Origin of the sequence: Enterobacter sp. ODB01 (genome assembly GCF_001623605.1) — a bacterium.
Lineage (GTDB): Bacteria > Pseudomonadota > Gammaproteobacteria > Enterobacterales > Enterobacteriaceae > Enterobacter > Enterobacter kobei.
The window spans coordinates 3,296,943-3,315,192 of sequence record NZ_CP015227.1 but is presented as its reverse complement, the minus strand read 5'-3'; the positions used below and the strand labels follow the sequence as shown (position 1 = coordinate 3,315,192).

21 protein-coding genes are annotated in these 18,250 nt (G+C 52.5%); 6 read left to right on the top strand and 15 right to left on the bottom strand.

Going from position 1 to position 18,250, the window contains the following annotated elements; all coding sequences use genetic code 11:
* Nucleotides 1-15: 15 nt before the first annotated feature.
* Nucleotides 16-576 (bottom strand): hypothetical protein, encoded by a 561-nt coding sequence (locus A4308_RS15775; protein ID WP_061362451.1) that lies wholly within the window; start codon nucleotides 574-576, stop codon nucleotides 16-18.
* Nucleotides 577-673: 97 nt separating this feature from the next.
* On the opposite strand from A4308_RS15775, the gene A4308_RS22015 reads away from it, so the two are divergent.
* Nucleotides 674-1,006: a helix-turn-helix domain-containing protein gene (locus A4308_RS22015; protein WP_071890863.1), complete on the top strand. Its 333-nt coding sequence runs from the start codon at nucleotides 674-676 to the stop codon at nucleotides 1,004-1,006.
* Between the two features lie 174 nt (nucleotides 1,007-1,180).
* Here the strand turns inward: A4308_RS22015 and A4308_RS15770 are convergent, their stop codons facing one another.
* Complete coding sequence (locus A4308_RS15770; protein WP_226149564.1) at nucleotides 1,181-1,423, bottom strand: hypothetical protein; 243 nt, start codon at nucleotides 1,421-1,423, stop codon at nucleotides 1,181-1,183.
* 532 nt (nucleotides 1,424-1,955) lie between these two features.
* On the opposite strand from A4308_RS15770, the gene A4308_RS15765 reads away from it, so the two are divergent.
* Both A4308_RS15765 and A4308_RS15760 read left to right on the top strand, forming a co-directional pair.
* On the top strand, nucleotides 1,956-2,399 hold the full coding sequence (locus A4308_RS15765; protein ID WP_045282114.1) for a PACE efflux transporter: 444 nt from the start codon (nucleotides 1,956-1,958) through the stop codon (nucleotides 2,397-2,399).
* Nucleotides 2,400-2,549: 150 nt separating this feature from the next.
* Nucleotides 2,550-2,912 (top strand): DUF4406 domain-containing protein, encoded by a 363-nt coding sequence (locus tag A4308_RS15760; protein WP_045282113.1) that lies wholly within the window; start codon nucleotides 2,550-2,552, stop codon nucleotides 2,910-2,912.
* A 32-nt stretch (nucleotides 2,913-2,944) separates the two neighbouring features.
* Here A4308_RS15760 and A4308_RS15755 read toward each other — a convergent pair whose 3' ends face one another.
* Nucleotides 2,945-3,706, bottom strand: a complete 762-nt coding sequence (locus A4308_RS15755) for a DeoR/GlpR family DNA-binding transcription regulator (RefSeq protein WP_045282112.1) — start codon at nucleotides 3,704-3,706, stop codon at nucleotides 2,945-2,947.
* An 86-nt stretch (nucleotides 3,707-3,792) separates the two neighbouring features.
* Here A4308_RS15755 and A4308_RS15750 point away from each other — a divergent pair, with 86 nt between their 5' ends.
* Both A4308_RS15750 and tam read left to right on the top strand, forming a co-directional pair.
* Nucleotides 3,793-4,377: a GDP-mannose pyrophosphatase nudK gene (locus tag A4308_RS15750; RefSeq protein WP_014883849.1), complete on the top strand. Its 585-nt coding sequence runs from the start codon at nucleotides 3,793-3,795 to the stop codon at nucleotides 4,375-4,377.
* Nucleotides 4,378-4,460: 83 nt separating this feature from the next.
* Nucleotides 4,461-5,219 carry a trans-aconitate 2-methyltransferase gene (gene tam, locus A4308_RS15745; RefSeq protein WP_014883848.1) on the top strand — a complete coding sequence of 253 codons (759 nt, stop codon included), beginning with the start codon at nucleotides 4,461-4,463 and terminating at the stop codon, nucleotides 5,217-5,219.
* Nucleotides 5,220-5,227: 8 nt separating this feature from the next.
* On the opposite strand, the gene A4308_RS15740 is transcribed toward tam, so the two are convergent.
* The 5 genes from A4308_RS15740 to A4308_RS15720 form a co-directional block, all read right to left on the bottom strand.
* A complete protein-coding gene (locus A4308_RS15740; protein ID WP_045282111.1) occupies nucleotides 5,228-6,418 on the bottom strand; it encodes a cytochrome c biogenesis protein/redoxin in 1,191 nt (396 codons plus the stop codon).
* A 135-nt stretch (nucleotides 6,419-6,553) separates the two neighbouring features.
* Nucleotides 6,554-7,852: an ATP-binding protein gene (locus tag A4308_RS15735; protein ID WP_045282110.1), complete on the bottom strand. Its 1,299-nt coding sequence runs from the start codon at nucleotides 7,850-7,852 to the stop codon at nucleotides 6,554-6,556.
* Entirely contained in the window at nucleotides 7,849-8,589 is a 741-nt protein-coding gene (locus A4308_RS15730) for a response regulator (protein WP_045282109.1), read from the bottom strand. The genes A4308_RS15735 and A4308_RS15730 overlap by 4 nt, the downstream gene beginning before the upstream one ends.
* Nucleotides 8,590-8,633: 44 nt before the next feature.
* Nucleotides 8,634-9,629 carry an alpha/beta fold hydrolase gene (locus A4308_RS15725; RefSeq protein WP_023337301.1) on the bottom strand — a complete coding sequence of 332 codons (996 nt, stop codon included), beginning with the start codon at nucleotides 9,627-9,629 and terminating at the stop codon, nucleotides 8,634-8,636.
* 145 nt (nucleotides 9,630-9,774) lie between these two features.
* Nucleotides 9,775-10,215: a GNAT family N-acetyltransferase gene (locus A4308_RS15720; protein WP_045282108.1), complete on the bottom strand. Its 441-nt coding sequence runs from the start codon at nucleotides 10,213-10,215 to the stop codon at nucleotides 9,775-9,777.
* 238 nt (nucleotides 10,216-10,453) lie between these two features.
* Here A4308_RS15720 and A4308_RS15715 point away from each other — a divergent pair, with 238 nt between their 5' ends.
* On the top strand, nucleotides 10,454-11,002 hold the full coding sequence (locus A4308_RS15715; RefSeq protein ID WP_014883841.1) for a GNAT family N-acetyltransferase: 549 nt from the start codon (nucleotides 10,454-10,456) through the stop codon (nucleotides 11,000-11,002).
* Here A4308_RS15715 and A4308_RS15710 read toward each other — a convergent pair.
* From A4308_RS15710 to glsB, 7 genes are all read right to left on the bottom strand, one after another.
* Nucleotides 10,990-11,904, bottom strand: a complete 915-nt coding sequence (locus A4308_RS15710) for a bestrophin family protein (RefSeq protein WP_045282107.1) — start codon at nucleotides 11,902-11,904, stop codon at nucleotides 10,990-10,992. The genes A4308_RS15715 and A4308_RS15710 overlap by 13 nt on opposite strands.
* Nucleotides 11,905-12,105: 201 nt before the next feature.
* Entirely contained in the window at nucleotides 12,106-13,557 is a 1,452-nt protein-coding gene (locus A4308_RS15705) for a tagaturonate reductase (protein WP_045268152.1), read from the bottom strand.
* Nucleotides 13,558-13,673: 116 nt separating this feature from the next.
* Nucleotides 13,674-14,201 (bottom strand): GNAT family N-acetyltransferase, encoded by a 528-nt coding sequence (locus A4308_RS15700; RefSeq protein WP_023338319.1) that lies wholly within the window; start codon nucleotides 14,199-14,201, stop codon nucleotides 13,674-13,676.
* Between the two features lie 82 nt (nucleotides 14,202-14,283).
* Nucleotides 14,284-15,249, bottom strand: a complete 966-nt coding sequence (locus tag A4308_RS15695; protein ID WP_045282106.1) for a sensor domain-containing diguanylate cyclase — start codon at nucleotides 15,247-15,249, stop codon at nucleotides 14,284-14,286.
* A 111-nt stretch (nucleotides 15,250-15,360) separates the two neighbouring features.
* Complete coding sequence (locus A4308_RS15690) at nucleotides 15,361-16,809, bottom strand: GGDEF domain-containing protein (protein WP_045282105.1); 1,449 nt, start codon at nucleotides 16,807-16,809, stop codon at nucleotides 15,361-15,363.
* Nucleotides 16,810-16,916: 107 nt separating this feature from the next.
* Nucleotides 16,917-17,279 (bottom strand): DUF4186 domain-containing protein, encoded by a 363-nt coding sequence (locus A4308_RS15685; protein WP_045282104.1) that lies wholly within the window; start codon nucleotides 17,277-17,279, stop codon nucleotides 16,917-16,919.
* Nucleotides 17,279-18,181 carry a glutaminase B gene (glsB, locus tag A4308_RS15680; RefSeq protein ID WP_245002850.1) on the bottom strand — a complete coding sequence of 301 codons (903 nt, stop codon included), beginning with the start codon at nucleotides 18,179-18,181 and terminating at the stop codon, nucleotides 17,279-17,281. Before glsB ends, A4308_RS15685 begins: the two co-directional genes overlap by 1 nt.
* Nucleotides 18,182-18,250 lie beyond the last annotated feature (69 nt).

Genomic DNA, 18,250 nt, shown 5'->3' with positions numbered 1-18,250 from the left:
CTAGAATTCATTGCCTTATTGAAATGTATGATTAACAATCTCAATCAATGTATTTATTTTTTCATTTATCTTAATATGTTTCTTGTCTTGCTCTAGAGAAAGTTTCCGGAATTCATTTCCCCTGCTCGGTACGGCAATTATCAGTTCTTCATAAATTTCTTTTGCTCCTGATATTTTTTCCAATTCACTGCTGTATTTTTCAATAAGAGTTCTTATTTGAATATTTACATTATTGTGTTCATAGCTATTAGCACTTGAATTAGCACTTGAAAACTGGCGAGAAGTTTTTTGGGTTGCCTCAATTAATTGCACATTTTCCATTGCGATATTGAATTCTGATGTGGCTGAGTATAAATATTGATACACGCCTGATTTTCTTACTTTATTTAATAATCCTTTTTTAACTAGGCATTGAATTTGGTTATAAGCAAAAGCTTTTGCCTTTAGGTAGGTTTTCGGGAGTGAGAATCGCTCGACAAGAATTATTGCTACATCGTTACTGGTGAAGTTATCCTTGCCAATGTGGATTATTGCAGAAAATATGTACGACTCAGGGTTGGATACTCGACTATTCATATGACTAAAACAATGCAGTTAACTTAGGATTGCTAAGTATACAACAATGGCAGATACTTAGACAATCTAAGCATTCGAGGCTAATGAAGATGAATCAGTGTCTGAAAAAAATCCGATACCAGAACGACTTAAGGAAGCGAGATGCAGGGCGGGTTTATCACAGCGCTCACTGGGCCTCCTTGTTGGGTTTGATCCCGCTTCGGCTAGCAGTCGTATGAATCATTATGAGAAAGGGCGGCATGTCCCGGATATTGATACGCTTCGACGGATGGCGTCAGAGTTAAACGTGCCGTTAAACTACTTTTTTTGTGATGATCAGACCACAGCAGAACTTGCATTACTCATATCCCGGATGACAGAGGAAGAGCGAAGTAATCTTATCGAAGCACTCAAAACGTCTTCAGGTGTAAAACATGGTGGTAACAAATGATGTTCTACAAAAGGCTATTGATCTTTTAGAAGGTAACGAAAGTGCAGCATTAAACTGGTGTAATGAACCAAATCGGCATTAGAATGGAAGACTCCCTTCGACATAAAGGACATAGAAGAGGGAGTATTGATAATTAGTGCGCTAATTTTACGAATAGAGTAGGGCGTTTACTCATTAGCTCATTCTTGAATTTCTTTTGCGCTCAGCAAGTTCTCGAATAAGATCGTCTGCAAGCATGTCCTCTACTTTGATAGGAGTTGCGTTGTCGATATACTCAATGATGTCGGCGAGCGCCAGTACATTTCGTTCATATTTAGCTTTCAATGCTATAATTTCAGCATCAAGACGATTTGCCTTACTTATATAAGCAGCGCCGGTTCGCCCCATAGCCAATTTAGCCTTTTCATCTGTAGTCAACTCTCGTTTGCCATCACAGAATGTTTTCTTGAGTCCCCAGATGTTTCTTGCTCAGTTCATTCATTCCATAAATTGTGGCGAACATGACCGGTAGGGTAGTCACATCATCAACTATGAGATGAGTTCTCTGGTTGTTCCTCGATAAATGTAAGATGGAATATGCCATGAACTTAGCGGATGCCCCGTAATTTTTGCGTTATGAAGCCATCGTAAGTCCACAACTAAACTTTGGCAACTGACTGATTCATCTGTAAGTTCCTGAAAGAGAGGAACTCATGAACTTAAGAACAAACCCACCATATTTAACATAATATACATTATGCGCACTTGCATTAAGTAAGGCGAAATCTGGCGTTTCATGGCTACGTTGATGGCTACATTGACCCCTGAATGCTGATACCCTCTGAAAGCGTCTCCGTTGACCATCTCACAGTGCCTTCCGCTTTTGCTCAGAGTTTCAATCCTGCATGTTTAGAAAAAGTTAAACGATGCCTGATATACTTCAGCTTTTGGAAAACGCAGCCCTGAGCAAATGGAAATTGAATTAAATAAAAGCGTTAAAGAACGAATCTTCCATGCTGTCATTTTTGAAGTCATAGCTAACGTTATCATCGCGCTGTCGCTTGCCTGGTTGATGAACGTTTCGATACTCCAGTCTGGCTCGCTGTCCGTGATATCTGCACTGACCGCGACGGCATGGAATTTTGTTTTTAATAAACTCTTTGACTCGCTGCAGAAAAAATACCGCTTTCAACGAACCTTCCTTGTTCGTGCTATCCATGCGGTGGGTTTTGAAACAGGACTGATCATCACCTTAATCCCCGTTGCGATGGTTATGCTGGATTTACCCCTCACTGAGGCATTTTTCGTTGAGATTGGACTGGTGCTGTTTTTCCTGCCATACACAATGCTGTTTAACTGGCTATACGATTACCTGCGTTGGATGTTCGTTGGACGGAGGCGTTCGGCTTCGTAGCAATAGCCCTTCTGCCTAAGTGATTACATGCTTTCTCATGCATGTTTTTGCACGAAAATGCACGAAAAACATTTCATAACGCGGCGGTAATTTCGTAAGATATTGTCTGCAAACGTGCAACTTCATGCAATCACACTGACAGAGGTATCTATGACACAACAGCTCATTTTAATTGCCGGCCCCTATCGAAGCGGCACCGATGGCCTTCAGGTGCGCATTGATGAGAATCTTGCGCGTCTCGAAAACGCCGCATTAGCCGTATACCAGCGTGGTCACGTTCCGGTCATTGGCGAATGGCTGGCTCTGCCGCTGGCGAAGGCCGCGGGCTCGACATCGTTGGGAGATGACATCGCAGAATCAATGCTTTACCCCGTAGCTCACCGGCTCATCGCAAAATGCGATGCGATTTATCGGATTGCCGGTGCGTCTAAGGGGGCGGATATGGACATTGAAGTGGCCAGGGAACTTGGTCTCACGATTTATACTACGCTGGAGAGCATTCCTCAGGCTTAACGATGACCGTGCCAGTCAGTCATCTGACTGGCTCATGAGGAAGCCAGTACGACCGATACCCCTTTTTCGGATAGCGTATGCACCCAGCCACGATCGGTATCGTCTTCGACGACAAGCGTATTCGCTAAGGATACGTCGCCAATCACAAACGATGACGCCGTATTGATTTTTTCCGGTGAAGCCAGAACAACCGTCTCGGCCGCTCTGCCGGAAAATGCACGTTTGATGCACGCCTCTTCGAAATCACCCGTGGTCAGCCCTGCTTCCGGATGGATCCCGGTCACGCCCATAAAGAACAGATCGGCATGAATGTTTTCGATACCTTCGATGGCCGCCGCGCCGACTGCAACAATTGAGTGTTTATACAAACGGCCGCCAATCAGAATCACTTCAATAGCGGGATGATTAATCAGCCCCAGAGCAATGCTCGGACTGTGCGTCACCACGGTAATACGCAAATCAGGCGGTAAGAAAGTAATCAGTTGAGAGGTGGTCGTTCCACCGTCAATGATCACCACCTGGCCCGAAGAAATCAGCTGCGCGCCCTTCTGCGCCACCTTTCTTTTGGCATCCATTTTAACGGACTGACGCTCTGCAAAAGGCACAATAGCGGAAGACGACGGCAGCGCACCGCCGTGAACACGCTGTAAACGCCCTTCTGCCGCCAGCTCGCGTAAATCACGCCGGATGGTGTCCTCAGAGACATCAAAGAGAATGCTGAGCGCTTTAGACTGGACCTGGCCTTCGGCGCCGAGCTTCTCAAGTATCAATTGTTTTCGCTGACTGGTGAGCATTCTGGATTCCTGATATTGCATGATAAATCTTGAAACTGCACGTTAATGCTGTTATTGATCGTTACTCTACGTAAGGAGGACAAAACGTGCAATCGAAACGTGCAGATGTGCGCATCATTAACGATGAAATATTGTCAGATAACTGGTACTTACTCAAAAAATATACCTTTGACCATCAACGACGCGATGGCGAATGGCAGCGACAAACCCGTGAAGTTTATGACCGGGGGAATGGCGCGACTATTCTGCTCTACAACCGTGATAAAAAAACGGTGATTCTGACTCGCCAGTTCCGTTTCCCTGTCTTTATCAATGGTCATCAGGGTGATCTGATCGAGGCTGCTGCGGGCCTGCTCGACAATATGGATCCAGAGAGCCGAATAAAGGCAGAAGCGGAAGAAGAGACCGGGTTTAAGGTGTCGAGCGTGCAGAAAATCTTTGAAGCCTATATGAGCCCGGGTTCCGTTACGGAGAAACTCTACTTCTACCTTGCCGAATATCAGCCAAAGGATAAAACCAGCGCAGGCGGCGGTATCAAAGCGGAGGGTGAGGATATCGACGTGCTGGAGCTCCCCTTTGAGGACGCTTTGCGGGGCATTGAAACGGGCATGATTGTTGACGGGAAAACCATCATGCTGCTCTATCATGTTGCACTGAAAGGCATTCTGTAATCTGACCTTGTTGCGGCACCTGTCCCGGTGCAGGTGCCGGCCTGTGCTATCCTTGCTGGTACACGCAAAAAGGAGATCTAAAGATGGCCGACTGGAACCCTTCTCTTTATCTGCAATACGGTGCTGAACGCACGCGTCCTGCCGCTGAGCTACTCGCCAGAATCCCACTGGATGACGTCGCCACCCTCGCCGATTTGGGCTGTGGTCCGGGAAACAGCACGGCGCTGTTGCGCCATCGCTGGCCGAACGCACAGATTACCGGGGTCGATAACTCGCCTGCCATGCTGGAAGAGGCGCGCAGTGCGCTGCCGGGCTGCCGCTTTGTTGAGTCCGATATCCGCCAGTATAAGCCGGACCAGGCGCTGAATTTGATTTATGCCAATGCCTCATTGCAATGGGTTCCAGACCATTACGATCTTCTGCCTCACCTTGTTTCTCTCCTCGCGCTTAATGGCGTCCTGGCGATCCAGATGCCGGACAACTGGCTTGAGCCTACTCACGTAGCCATGCGCGAAGTGGCCCTGGAGCAAGACTATCCTGACCGCGGTAGAGAACCGCTGCCTGGGGTCCATGCCTACTATGACATTTTGTCCGAAGCCGGGTGTGAGGTGGATATCTGGCGGACGACCTATTTCCATAAAATGCGCTCGCATCAGGCCATCATTGACTGGGTCAGCGCCACCGGGTTACGCCCATGGCTCCAGGAACTGAACGAGCACGAACAGAAACGTTTCCTGAAACGCTACCATGAACTACTGGAAGAGCAGTATCCGCTCCAGGAAAACGGGCAGATACTGCTGGCTTTTCCTCGGTTGTTTATGGTTGCTCAGCGTCAACCCTGAGGTGGTAGTCAGGAACGGGCTTCTTTCAGCAGTTGTTGGATCACCTGTTCCTGTTCATCGTAATTTCCCTCCCCAAAGGAGGTGTAGCGCAGCTGCCCTTTAGCATCAAAGTAATAATGCGCTGGCCAGTACTGGTTGCCGAAAGCATTCCAGATTTGGTAATTATTATCCGTCACAACCCGATACGGCAGCTGCCATTTATTCACCGCATTTTTTACCGACGAAATCGGTTTCTCCCACGGATATTCCGGGGTATGAACCCCAATCACGACCAGACCTTGCGACTGATACTTTGTGGCCCAGTCGCGCACATGCGGAAGCGTATGCTGGCAATTAATGCAGTCCCAGGTCCAGAAATCAATCAGGACCACCTTCCCGCGCAGTGATTCAGACGTGACAGGGTCACCGTTTATCCACCCTGTTCCACCGCTCAACGACGGCAGCTGGCTACTCGGCTCGGTCATCACCACCGGCTGGAGCTTCACCGCTTGTGTAGCGGGTTTTGCCAGATTCAGCAGCGTGGTTTCAAGACGGTCCGCCACCCCATTTGCGCCTTTCAGAACAGACGTCATTCCGGTCGCGTTAAAGACGACAGCCGCTAACATCACCACGCCAGCCCCCTGGCGAAGCTTCGCCATCAGCGCCGATTTTGCTCTCAGTGGTGCCATCAGCGTGCGGCCTCCGAGAACGAGTAAACCCAGCATTAACGCGCATCCACTGCCGTAGGCGGCAAGTAACGCCCCTGTCGCGATGGCTGAATGTCCCGCAATATTAAGGCTGAATATCGCCCCCAGAATGGGACCTGCGCAGGGGGACCAGAGCAACCCGACCGCCAGCCCGGCCAGAAAAGCAGATGCCATACCGCGTGTTTGTCCGCTTCGGGTGTTCAGGACGTTTCCCGCGCTGACTGCTGGCCCGGCAATTCGCTGGGCAAAGGAGGGAAAAATTAACGCCAGCGCGGCCGTAGCCAGAATGATAAGCGCGATCCAGCGTCCAACGACGGTGGCTTCAGCTATCCACTCGCTGGCGACGGTGACAACCATCGCAACCAGGGTGAACATCACGATCATCCCCGCGAGCAGTGCCATAATATGTCGTCTTTGCCCCTGAAAACCGGCAAACAGGAGGGGAATAACCGGGAGCGTACATGGACTGAGCAGGCTTATCATCCCGCCCAGAAAAGCAATTATCAAAAACATAGAGACCTCACGATACAAGTCCTGCGACGCTGCAGTGAGGCTATTTCATCGTGCTGATGTGTTCAGAATATGTGTAAAAGCGCGGGTTTTGTCTGGCTCTGTATCTTCCCGGAAGGCAGATACAAAGTCATACAATTAACGTCGTGGGAGCGTAACGGAGACATCCAGCCCGCCCTCGGCGCGGTTCACCAGCTTCAGCTTGCCGTCCAGCTGTGCGGTCAGTTGCGCAGCAATTGCCAGACCCAGTCCGGTTCCACCGGTATCACGGTTGCGCGATGTTTCAACCCGATAAAACGGCTGCAATACGGCCTCCAGTTCGGCATCGGGTATTCCCGGGCCGACATCAATAATGTGGATCACCACCTCACTGGCGGATGAATCATCAATGACAATGTTGGCGCGCTCGCCAAATTTCAGGGCGTTATCCAGCAGGTTGGTCATCACCCGGCGAAGCGCCTGCGGACGCGTCACAATCGGCAAACGGGATTCGCCCGCCTGAAATTGCACGTTTTTACCGATGTCCTGATAATCACAGGCGATGCTGTTTATCCAGGCATTAAGTTCCAGCTTCAGCGATGTCTCTTCCAGTGATTCTGATGACCGGGCATAGGCAATCCCCTCGCGCACCAGACGCGACATATTATCAAGGTCATCCATTAGCTTGTCGCGCAGTTCAGGCTGTTCCGCCATTTCGACCCGCAGCTTCATGCGGGTAATCGGCGTCTGGAGATCGTGCGAAATGGAGGCCAGAATCTGCGCACGTTCCCGGAGATAAGACTGAATACGTGCCTGCATGGCGTTGAAGGCATGGGCAGCCCGTTGTACCTCAAGCGGCCCTTTCTCGGTCATTGGCGTATTGGCCGCCGGATCCAGGGCGTCAACCGCGTGGATAAACTGTGAAAAAGGCCGCACAACCTGCCGCACGGCAAACCAGGAGCAGGCCGCGAGCAGCAACAGTTGCAGGATAAGAACAACGGGCAGCCAGCTGGCGACCGGTGGCATGCGCGGGATCAGATCAATGGTCAACGGCGCACCGTCGTGTAACGTAAGATGCGCCTGGATATGTGAAATGGCGCCAGGAACAGACGTAAAGCTGAGCGGGTATTGTGCTGCCAGTGTCGCTTTTAAGGTACGGATGGCATCCTGGGAACGCTTATCCGTCGGTGCGTTGCCCGGCTCACCCGGACCGAGGATATAACGATAGTTACCCCGCTCAAGGCGCGGCAGCCAGGCCGCCCGTTCAGTGGCCGGCAAGCGGTCTAAAATGGCCACGCTGGTCGCGACATCGTATTCCAGGTTACCGAGCATCACCGTGCGGGCGCTGTGCATTCGTTCTATCATGACCAGCGTCAGGCTCAGGGCGTTGGCCAGCAACAGGCCGGGAAGCACAATGATCAGCAAACGGGCCAACAGTGAGCGTGGCCAGAACCTCATTCGTTCGCCTCTTTGATCGTGACCGGCATGGTAAACACATAGCCCTCGCTGCGCACGGTTTTAATATAGGCGGGTGTACGCGCATCTTCATTCAGGCGTTGACGTACCCGGCTGACCAGCAGATCGATAGAACGTTCAAACAGTTCGGCGTCGCGCCCCTGCGTCAGGTTGAGCAGCTGATCGCGAGTCAACACGCGCTGAGGATGATCGAGGAAAACGCGCAGCAGGCGATACTCCGCCCCGCTGAGCGCCACAATCACACCTTCCGGGTCTATCAGGTGGCGGGCAACGGTATCGAGCTCCCATTCACCAAACGTCACCAGTCGCCCTGCTTCTGTTACCTGTAAATTGGGCGGCATTGTACGAAAACGGCGTAAAATCGCTTTGATTCGCGCCAGCAATTCGCGCGCAACAAAAGGCTTCACAACGTAATCATCCGCCCCCATCTCCAGCCCCAGGATCCTGTCCGTCTCCTCATTACGCGCCGTCAGCATCAGGATAGGCAGATCTTTATTTTTGCCGACACGCAGTTGCCGACACAGCGTAAGACCGTCATCGCCGGGCATCATGACGTCCAGCACCACCAGGTCGATATGCTGTTTATCCAGCACGGCGCGCATCTCCTTGCCGTTGGCCGCGCCGGAGGCGCGATAACCGGACTTAACGAGATAGTCGACAATCAGTTCACGAATATCCCTGTCGTCATCGACGACAAGGATATGGTCAATATGCTCCACCGAAATCTCCAGACTGAAGGGTAACGTATTGAAAATAGCACATTTCAGAGTTTATCTGCGTCGACCACAGCGTTAACGAAATCTTGCGGATCTTCCTGAGGTGGATTGTGACCCACAGTCGCCCCAAAGGTGCGGTGTTCATACTTACCGGTAAATTTACCCGCGTAGGCCTGTGGTGCCGGATGCGGTGCCCCGTTGTTTCCGCCTTCGATGGTGATCGTTGGTACGGTGATATTCGGCAACGTGGCCAGTTTTTGCTCGTAGCTGTCGTATTTGCGCTCACCTTTTTCTAGCCCTAAGCGCCAGCGGTAATTGCTGAGCGTCACCGCGACGTGATCCGGATTATCGAGCGATTTGGCGCTGGCGTTGAAGGTTGCATCGCTAAATTTCCAGTCCGGTGAGGCCTGCGACCAGATCAAACGGGCGAAGTCATGCGTGTTTTTAGCGTAGCCTTCCGCACCGCGCTCGGTGGCGAAGTAAAACTGATACCACCACTGCTGCTCTGCTTTTGGCGGCAACGGTTGTTTGCCAATCTGCTGGCTGCTGATGAGATACCCGCTCACCGAAACGAGCGACTTAACGCGTTCTGGCCACAGCGCCGCAACGATATCCGCGGTGCGGGCACCCCAGTCGTAGCCTGCAAATACGGCCTGTTTAATATTCAGGGCGTCCATCAGATTAACAATATCTTTCGCCATCGCAGACGGCTGGCCGTTGCGCGGGGTTTTAGCTGACAGGAAGCGAGTGGTGCCGTAGCCGCGCAGAGAAGGCACAATGACACGGTAACCTTTTGCCGCGAGTGCGGGAGCGACTTCAGCATAGCTGTGAATATCGTAGGGCCAGCCGTGTAATAAAATGACCGGTTGACCGTCTTTCGGGCCGATGTCGACATACCCGACGTTAAGGTCGCCGGCGTTAATTTGCTGCGGGTGGTCAAAGGCTGCCGTGAAGCTGGTGCCGGTGACTTCGGCCTGACAGGACATCACGGTGCCAAGAGAAACGGTCAGAGCAAGGGTTGAGTAAGCGAGTTTGCTGAACATATTGGTATCTCCGATTGAGTACAATTCACGGGGATATAACAACACCTCTATGTATAGCGGATATGTGCGAAAGCGGGTTTATTGCAAGCCTGTGTATGTATCAGGAAAACAGATACAGTGTGATACAAACACAGGCGTTTTAGCTTTACAGGGAGAGGCGATAGCGAACGTAATCGTCGGCCTCACCGTATTGATCGTAGAGTTTACGCGCCGGGTTATTCTCCCGGGTGGCCCAGTACAGTTTTGACCACCCTTCACGCTTACCTTCTGCAATCAGGGCATCTATAAGCGCTTTGCCCGCCCCCGCGCCGCGTTCAGCAGCATCAACAAACAGATCTTCCAGGTAGCAAATGGGCGCTGTTGACCAGGTTCCTTCGTGCAGAATACACATTGCGAAACCGATCACTTTTTCGTCCTTCTCTACCACGCGGCAGAACATCGACGATTGCGCTGAGAGCGCCCTCTCCCAGGTTGATGCGGTAACGGATTCCTCTAGATAGCACTCATAGAAATGGGTATAGCCATCCCACAGCGGTCGCCATTGAGAATAATCATCTTCGCGTAGCGGTCTTACCGTAACTGACATGTGTTCCTCGCAATATAAATTAATCATCATTTCTAAGCAGTGTAATATTGGATAAGCCCAGAAAAATACGCCTGTGCGTTTTGTGTGTTTCGCCCAGCGGCGCTACGCTTGCAGGGCCTACAATGAAATGTGCAATTTATTGATATTTAGGAAAATGTAGGCCGGGTAAGCGCAGCGCCACCCGGCAAGATAACAGAACCCAAACAAAAACATAACGCTTAAATACGGAGATCCGCGGATGACAATACCTACGCTCACGACTGAACGCTTACTGTTAAAACCGCTGGTTGCCGAAGATGCTGTCCAGATACAGAAGCTATATCCGCGGTGGGAGATCGTGCGTTATATGGTCTCTTCGGTGCCCTGGCCTTACCCGGATAACGGTGCGGAAAATTATGTTAACAACGTGGCGCTGCCCGATATGGCAAAAGGGATTGCCTGGTTCTGGAGCATCCGGCGTCGCGAGGTACCGGATGAACTCATGGGTATTATCTGCCTGTACGATATTGAAGATAACAACCGCGGATTCTGGCTGGCACCGGAGTTTCAGGGTAAAGGCTATATGCGGGAGGCGAGCATTGCGGCGACGGATTACTGGTTCAATACGCTGAACAAAGCGGTGTTGCGTGCGCCGAAGGCCGCCGCCAACAGCCGCTCACGTCGTATTTCAGACAGCAGCGGCATGCGGCTTGTCAGAACGGAAAAGAAAGCCTACGTCAGCGGTATGCTTGACTCCGAACTGTGGGAGATCACCCGCGACGAGTGGAACGCCCGTCAGGTCAGCTGATAATGCTTATCTGGCATCAGCCTTTCCGGAATGTTCTCTTCATCGTTCATCTGCAGCAGATCGCGTTCCATATTGTTGCAGATGGCGTCCAGCGGCAGGTCGTTATCTTCCGTACCAAACGGATCTTCCAGCTCTTCTGCCAGGGTATCCAGCGAGATAAAGGTGTAAGAGATCAGCGCGGAGACAAACGGTGTCATGTAATGCAGGTCCACAACCAGCGCGAACGGCAGCATGATGCAGAACAGATATACCGTGCGGTGCAAAATCAGCGTATAGGCAAACGGCACTGGCGTCGTCGCGATACGCTCGCAGCCGGAAAGGACGATGGACATGTCGTTCAAGCGGTTGTTCAGGCTATGGAAAAGAATGTCCGAAAGCTGTCCGTTACGCCGCCGCACGGCAAGCCACTCCCCCATGATCAGTAGAATACGGTTGGCCGGCGAGTTGGCAGCCATCACGTGCCGTAAATCATCCGCAGCCAGATAACGAGCGAGTTCTTCAGCGTTCAGTTCCCGGCGCAAGGTCATACGCAGGCAGTTGGCAAAGGCAATCTGCAGGCGAACAAACTCACCCAGATGTTTATCGTCAGGCAAGGTGTTTTTTACCTCGCGAAACAGCGAGCGTGCCGCTATCATCAACTGCCCCCAGAGCAGTCGAGCCTCGACGTAACGTGAATAACAGGCGTTGTTTCTGAAACCCAGAAAGATAGCGATCGCCACGCCGAGAATGCTGAAGGGCGCGACGGTAAATTTGATGCCCAGCGAGGTGTACCACGGCAGCATCAGGATCACGGCGATAGAAAGCAGGAAGTTGAGCAGCAGTCGGGTATAGATTTTGGGAAGTACCGAACCGTGCCAGACAAAAATCAGTTGTAGCCAGTGCTGTTTAGGAAGAACAATCATAGTGAGTTTCAGGCAAGAAAAGAGCGTGGCTATTAAACGTGATCCCCCTCACGGTTGCAAGCATGTTAACGGGACATTGCATTTTCCCATCTGCAAAGCGAAATATGCACGGTGCTGATTCTCTTTTTTAAATACGGAGTAAACAGTATGTTGTAACTAAAATAGATCCTATTTAAACCCGGCCGCAGCCGGGTGACGTGATTAGCAAAGTGGTTTCACCGCTGCGCGCATTCCCTTCAGCAGAATGGCATCAAGATCCAGCGTCACCTGGTCCACCAGGCCGTTCACCTGCGTCAGGTCCAGCTCCCAGTGCTCTCTCTCGCTCAACACAGCCTGCACCAGTTCACGGGTACTTATCTGATTATCGCGGTGCCGCGCCCATAACTGCTGATAACATTCCAGCCAGTTCGCATCATCCTGTACCGGATAGCCCTCCCCGTTACGCTCCGCGCGATAAAACGCAATCAGGGCCGCTAACGCAAACGTCAGACGGGATGGTAACTGCCCCCTGACCTTCTGCCCGGCCAGCAATTGCGGCAGAATGCGGGTGCGGTATTTAGTCATGCCGTTGAGCGCAATCGAGAGCAACTGGTGTCTGATGTAAGGGTTCCGAAAACGCCCTGTTACCGCGCTGGCGAACGATTCCAGTTCATCACGTGGCAGATCGAGGACCGGAATAATTTCCTGATAAATCGCTTTTTCGACGAAGGCACAGATATCGGCATCATTCATCGCCTCACCGACCGTATCCAGCCCCGCCAGGAACGCTACCGGCACCAGTGCCGTATGCGCACCATTCAGGATGGCGACTTTACGCTCTTTGTAGGGTTTGATGTCATCCACAATCAGCACATTAAGCGGATACTTATCCAGACGCAGTTCTCGGGCAAGGAATGCTGGCCCCTGAATAACAAACAGGTAGAAGTGTTCTGCCGTATCCAGGAACGCATCGTGATATCCCAGCTCAGCTTCCAGCGCGGCCGCTTCATCGCGCGGGTAACCGGTCACAATACGGTCAACCAGCGTTGAGCAGAAATGGTTTGCTTCATTTAGCCACTGGATGAAAGCGGCAGGCAGCGCCCACTCCTGCGCATAACGCAAGACCAGTTCACGCAAGGCGTCTCCGTTGTAGTCTATCAGCTCACACGGAATGATGATCCAGCCCTTATCGGTCGCACCATTGAAGTGGCTGAAGCGCTCAAACAGCAGGCGCGTCAGTTTCGCCGGATAGCTCACGGCAGGCGCATCGTCGAATTTGTCACCCGCGTGATAGCCGATCCCGGCCTCGGTGGTGTTCGAGAAGACAAAACGCATATCGGGGTTGTGGGCCAGTTTCAGGAACGCATCATACTGGCTGTAGACGTCGATCTCCCGGTTAACCGAGCGGATAAGACGGCTCTCACTTACCGTTTCGCCCTGCTCATTCAGGCCGCGAATGATGGTGGTATAGAGGCCATCCTGGGTGCTCAGCGAGGGCGGGAAAGCACTCTGAATGGGGCGAACGATAACCACACCGGCATTGAGATCGGTATGTTCATTTAGCAGGTCAATTTGCCAGTCGACAAACGCACGCAGGAAGTTGCCTTCACCAAACTGGATGATGCGTTCAGGGTATTGAGCACCGGGAAAATCACGACGGTTAAGCGTGTTCACAATGGGTTCCTTTTATGATTAGTCATACAGCCTGATAAGATTGGTACGATAACTTATCAAAACTTTCCGACCAGGAACCCTGTTTCGATCAATTCACGGCGTGGTTGTGACGAAAATTATAAGAATTTGTAGAACACGGACGTCGCCGTCATGGCACCGTCCGGCATCAGGGCGTAGCGCGGGATCTCACCGACCTTTTGCCAGCCGGCACGCTGATAAAACGTCTCAGCGCCGCTGCCGGTGGAGGTATCGAGTACCAGAACCGAAATATTTCTGGCGCGGGCTTCAGCCTCAAGCGCTTCCATCAGCGCCATCGCGGCCCCTTTGCGACGCGCTTTTTCATGTACCAGAAGTTTTGCCACATCGGCACGATGAGGTTGATTCTCAGGCTGGTCGGTAATCAGTTGCACCGTTCCGATAACGCCCAGCTGGGGATCAACGCTGGCAAGCACAACGCGCTCATGGCGCCCTACGCTTTCAGCAATACCGAGCCAGAATGAACGGGCCTTCTCGAGGCTAAACGGCAACATGAAGCTGACGGATGCGCCGCCGGTCACGCAGTTTTCGAGGATCCCGGCCAGCGCATCAAGATGAGTGAGAATGTCGTCACGGGTGAAGTTTTGGATATGCAGCGAGGTATTCATTGTTTGTCCTTACGTTGAATACCCACACTTTGCATTTAACATTTTCTTAACGCAATCGGGTCAGTCATACGCTTTTGTTATATCACCGGCCGCGCTGCCGCTGCTGCTTCATGGCATACATTTTTGCATCGGCATCGTTGAGCCACTTTTGCAGGTCGTTACTGTTGTGATCAAATTCACTCAGCCCCCAGGAGAACTTCAGCGACCATGGGTGTAACTTGCGCGCATTGTAGTTTTCGACCTGCTCGGCGAGATACTGCATGGCAATCCACGCCCCCTGCTCATCCGTGTCGGCAAACAGCACCGCAAACTCATCGCCACCGAAACGAACCAGCAGATCCGCTTCACGGAAAGAGGTACGCATCAGTTGCGCCATGACTTTAAGCGCCTTATCCCCCTCCTCATGCCCGTAACGATCGTTAATCTCCTTGAACCGATCCAGATCCAGCCAGCCCAGCGTCAACGGCTCAGCACGGCGTCGGGCAATGGAAAGTGTGAACCGCACAAGCTGATTAAAGCCGCGTCGGTTGAATAACCCGGTCAACTCATCCGTGGTCGCCGCGCTGATGGCGGCAAACTCATCCTCAGCCAGCGCGCCCAGGTCACCCAGTACGGCGAGATCGGCCGCTGAAAACTCGCGAGGAGCGTAATCAATCAGGCAGAGCGAGCCAACGCTTGCGCCGTCTCGTAAGCGCAGCGGGAAGCCCGCGTAAAAACGCACGCCGGGTTCACCGGCCACCAGCGGGTTATCCGCGAACCGGTCATCCTGACGCATATCCCCTACCACCAGCGGAGCTTCAGTGAGGATCGTATGGCCACAGAAAGAGATGTTACGCGGAACGGAACCGGGTGCCTGACCATCCGCCGATTTCACGATCAGCGAGTGCTCATCAATAAGGTTGACCATCGCCAGTGGCACCTGGAAAAAGCGTTTCGCCAGGCGCGTTAAGCGGTCAAACGCCGGGGAACTGTCGATCTCAAGCAGACCCGATTCGCGCAGCGAGTGAAGTCGGTCTGATTCATTTTCAGGTGTTGCAGGTGCTTTCATAATGTCTCCTGACGTAAAGCGTTACTCAAAGCGTAGCTTAAACAGAGACATTGTCAGTGTGCGAATATCCTGTTAAGCCGCTATCTAATTCACGTCAATGCCTTATAACGATTAACGCAGCTCAGTTTCATTCCCGGCACTGGCGGCAAGTTGCTCATCCGCCAGCCGGGCGCTGGTACGATTTCGACCCGCCTTTTTTGAACGATAAAGATGATCGTCCGCCTCGGCCATCAGCTTGTTGAAGACCTCCGTCAACTGCCATGACTCCGCCTTTCCGCTTCCGAGGCCAATACTGACCGTCAGGTAAAGCGTCTGCTGACGCCAGGTGAAAGGATGGCTGGCCACGGTACTCCTGATACGTTCAGCCAGTGCATAGCCGTGTTGTTCATCGCCCGAATTAACGACCACAGCAAACTCCTCTCCCCCCATGCGGGCCACCATCCCGTCTTCACCAACGACCTGCTGAACCTGGCGGGCAAAGGATGCCAGCACGCGGTCGCCGCACTCATGACCGTAGTTGTCATTGATGCTTTTGAAGTAATCAATATCGAGCAGCATGACGGTCAGAAAACGTGGATGACGGTGCGTTTCTTCGCGTTTTAGCGCCTCGTAAAGCCCGGAACGCGAGTAGACGTGGGTCAGAAAGTCATAATCCGCCCGCAGGGATACCTGACGGATCAGGGAATTAATCGCCGCCATGCTGACGGAGACCATCACCGGGCAGATCGCCATCGTGGCAATACCCAGCCGCGCAGAAAACATCATCGGGGTCGAGAGCGGTGTCGCCACGGCGATATTTATGATGGAGTTGGCGACCAGAATGATTTCAATCGCCCCTGTAATAAACGTCAGCAGGCAGGTCGCAGGCAGCGAGTAGCGTACCGCACACCAGATAAGCGCAGGCAGCGGAAATGCGAGGCTTCCCGCTCCGCCAATCACCACCGAGGCAGCCACCGAAACAACCAGCGCAATGATCGGTAACAGTTTCTCCAGATTTACCCTGAGTTCCCGCACCGGCAAACCGAGGGTAAGTATGCACGGCACAACGAGTACGCCAGTGGAGAATTGTTCGCTAAACCAGTCGGCAAACAGCGGCCAGAAGGTATGACTGTCTATCCCCACGGACCCGAACGCACCGAGCAAGGCACACAGCAGCGCAGCAATCAGGCAGTAGTTAAACAGCCGTAATGCGTTGAGCGGATCGGGGGTTTTCTTCATCAACCGTCTGTCACGCTGAACCAGCACGGCGACAACGACGATAAAGATCATGTTAGACAGGTTTATGACCACCGAGGCCATTCCCCAGTTAGTCGTCACCGCGTCGTACATCAGCATCGCGACATAACATACCGCGTAGTAATGCAGGCGATGCAGAAACACATAACGGGCAAAGATCCCTGCCATAACGCCATTCAGCGGCCAGAACAGGGATAAGGCCTCGACCAGCCGCAATTCCGCGCCCACAAAATAAAAGAGAGTGGTGAGAATAAATATCGCCGAGGCATTACGCAGCGGCGTGTCGGGTTGGAACAACCTGAAGGCGGTGAGAGCAGAACGCATTAAATATCATTCCATATGAATGCTTATGGCAAATATTGCGGTCGTCAGCATGATCGGGACTAACTTAACCTGCATCTATAACACAATTACAACAGGATCATAACTCGTCAAATTTGGCTGTTCATCTGTATCACCAGCCAGTAGTGGATCACGCTGACGATATAATGTTGTTGCTGCGCAGTCAGTTGCACGCCCTGGGGAATATTATGCCATTTTGCCAGACAGCCCCGACAGCAGGTCGCCGTGGCATGCTGGGCGATAAATACCGGGTGACCGCGCATGGGCGTCTGTTTACCGTCGTTGGCAGGTTGCGCCGGTGCAAGGCGTTTTTTAACGAAATCCGCAGCATGCTGGTCAATGGTGTCGGGTCCTTTGTCCCAGCAGTACTGCCGTTCTTTATTGCCTAAACGAAAGCGCGAGCGAAACGTCGATCGCGCCAGGCGGGAAAAAAGCGGATCCAGATCGGACATCAGTATACGGAACGTCCCAGACGTTGGGTCAGTTTCTCCAGCACCGCCACACCGGCAAGTGAATTTCCCGTTTCATCCAGCTCCGGGCTCCAGACGGCAATCGCCATTTCATGCGGCACAATCGCCACGACCCCGCCGCCAACGCCGGATTTGGCCGGAAGCCCAACCCGCCAGGCAAACTCGCCCGCGTTTTGATACATGCCGCTGGTCGCCATCAGGGCGTTGACCTGCCGCGCCTGCAGTGGGGAAACGACGTCCTGATCGAGATGCGGCGCGTGCCCCTGGTGCGCCAGAAACAGGAACGTCTGGGCCAGCTCAACGCAGCTCATTTTCAACGCGCAGTAGTGGAAGTAGTTTTGCAGTACGGTTGCCACGTCGTTATGAAAGTTGCCGAAGGATTTCATCAGCCAGGCGATGGCCGCGTTACGGGCGGAGTGCTCAAACTCCGAGCGGGCCACTACCGAATCATAGGCAAGATCGTCAACGCCCGAGAGCTGACGAACAATCTCCAGCATTCGCTGACGCGGTGCGCTGAGACGGCTTTGCAGCATATCGCAGACCACCAGCGCCCCGGCATTGATAAAAGGATTACGCGGTTTACCCTGCTCGATTTCAAGCTGAAGCAGTGAGTTGAAAGGCTGGCCGGACGGATCTTTACCGACACGCTGCCAGATCTCGTCTTCCTCGTACTGGCGCATCGCCGCAACCAGGCTCAGCACTTTCGAAATTGACTGAATCGAAAAACGTTCAGTGGCATCCCCTGCCTGGTATCGCTGTCCGTCGATGGTACAGATCGCAATCCCCAGCTTATTCCCGCTGACCGAGGCAAGAGCCGGAATATAGTCGGCAACCTTAGCCTTTCCCAATAACGGACGAACCTGCGCCAGAATCTCGTCCAGCATCTCATTATGGATGACCGCAGCCACTCTTTGCTCCTTGCCCTCAGGCTAAAACGGGCTGCGAGTATAACA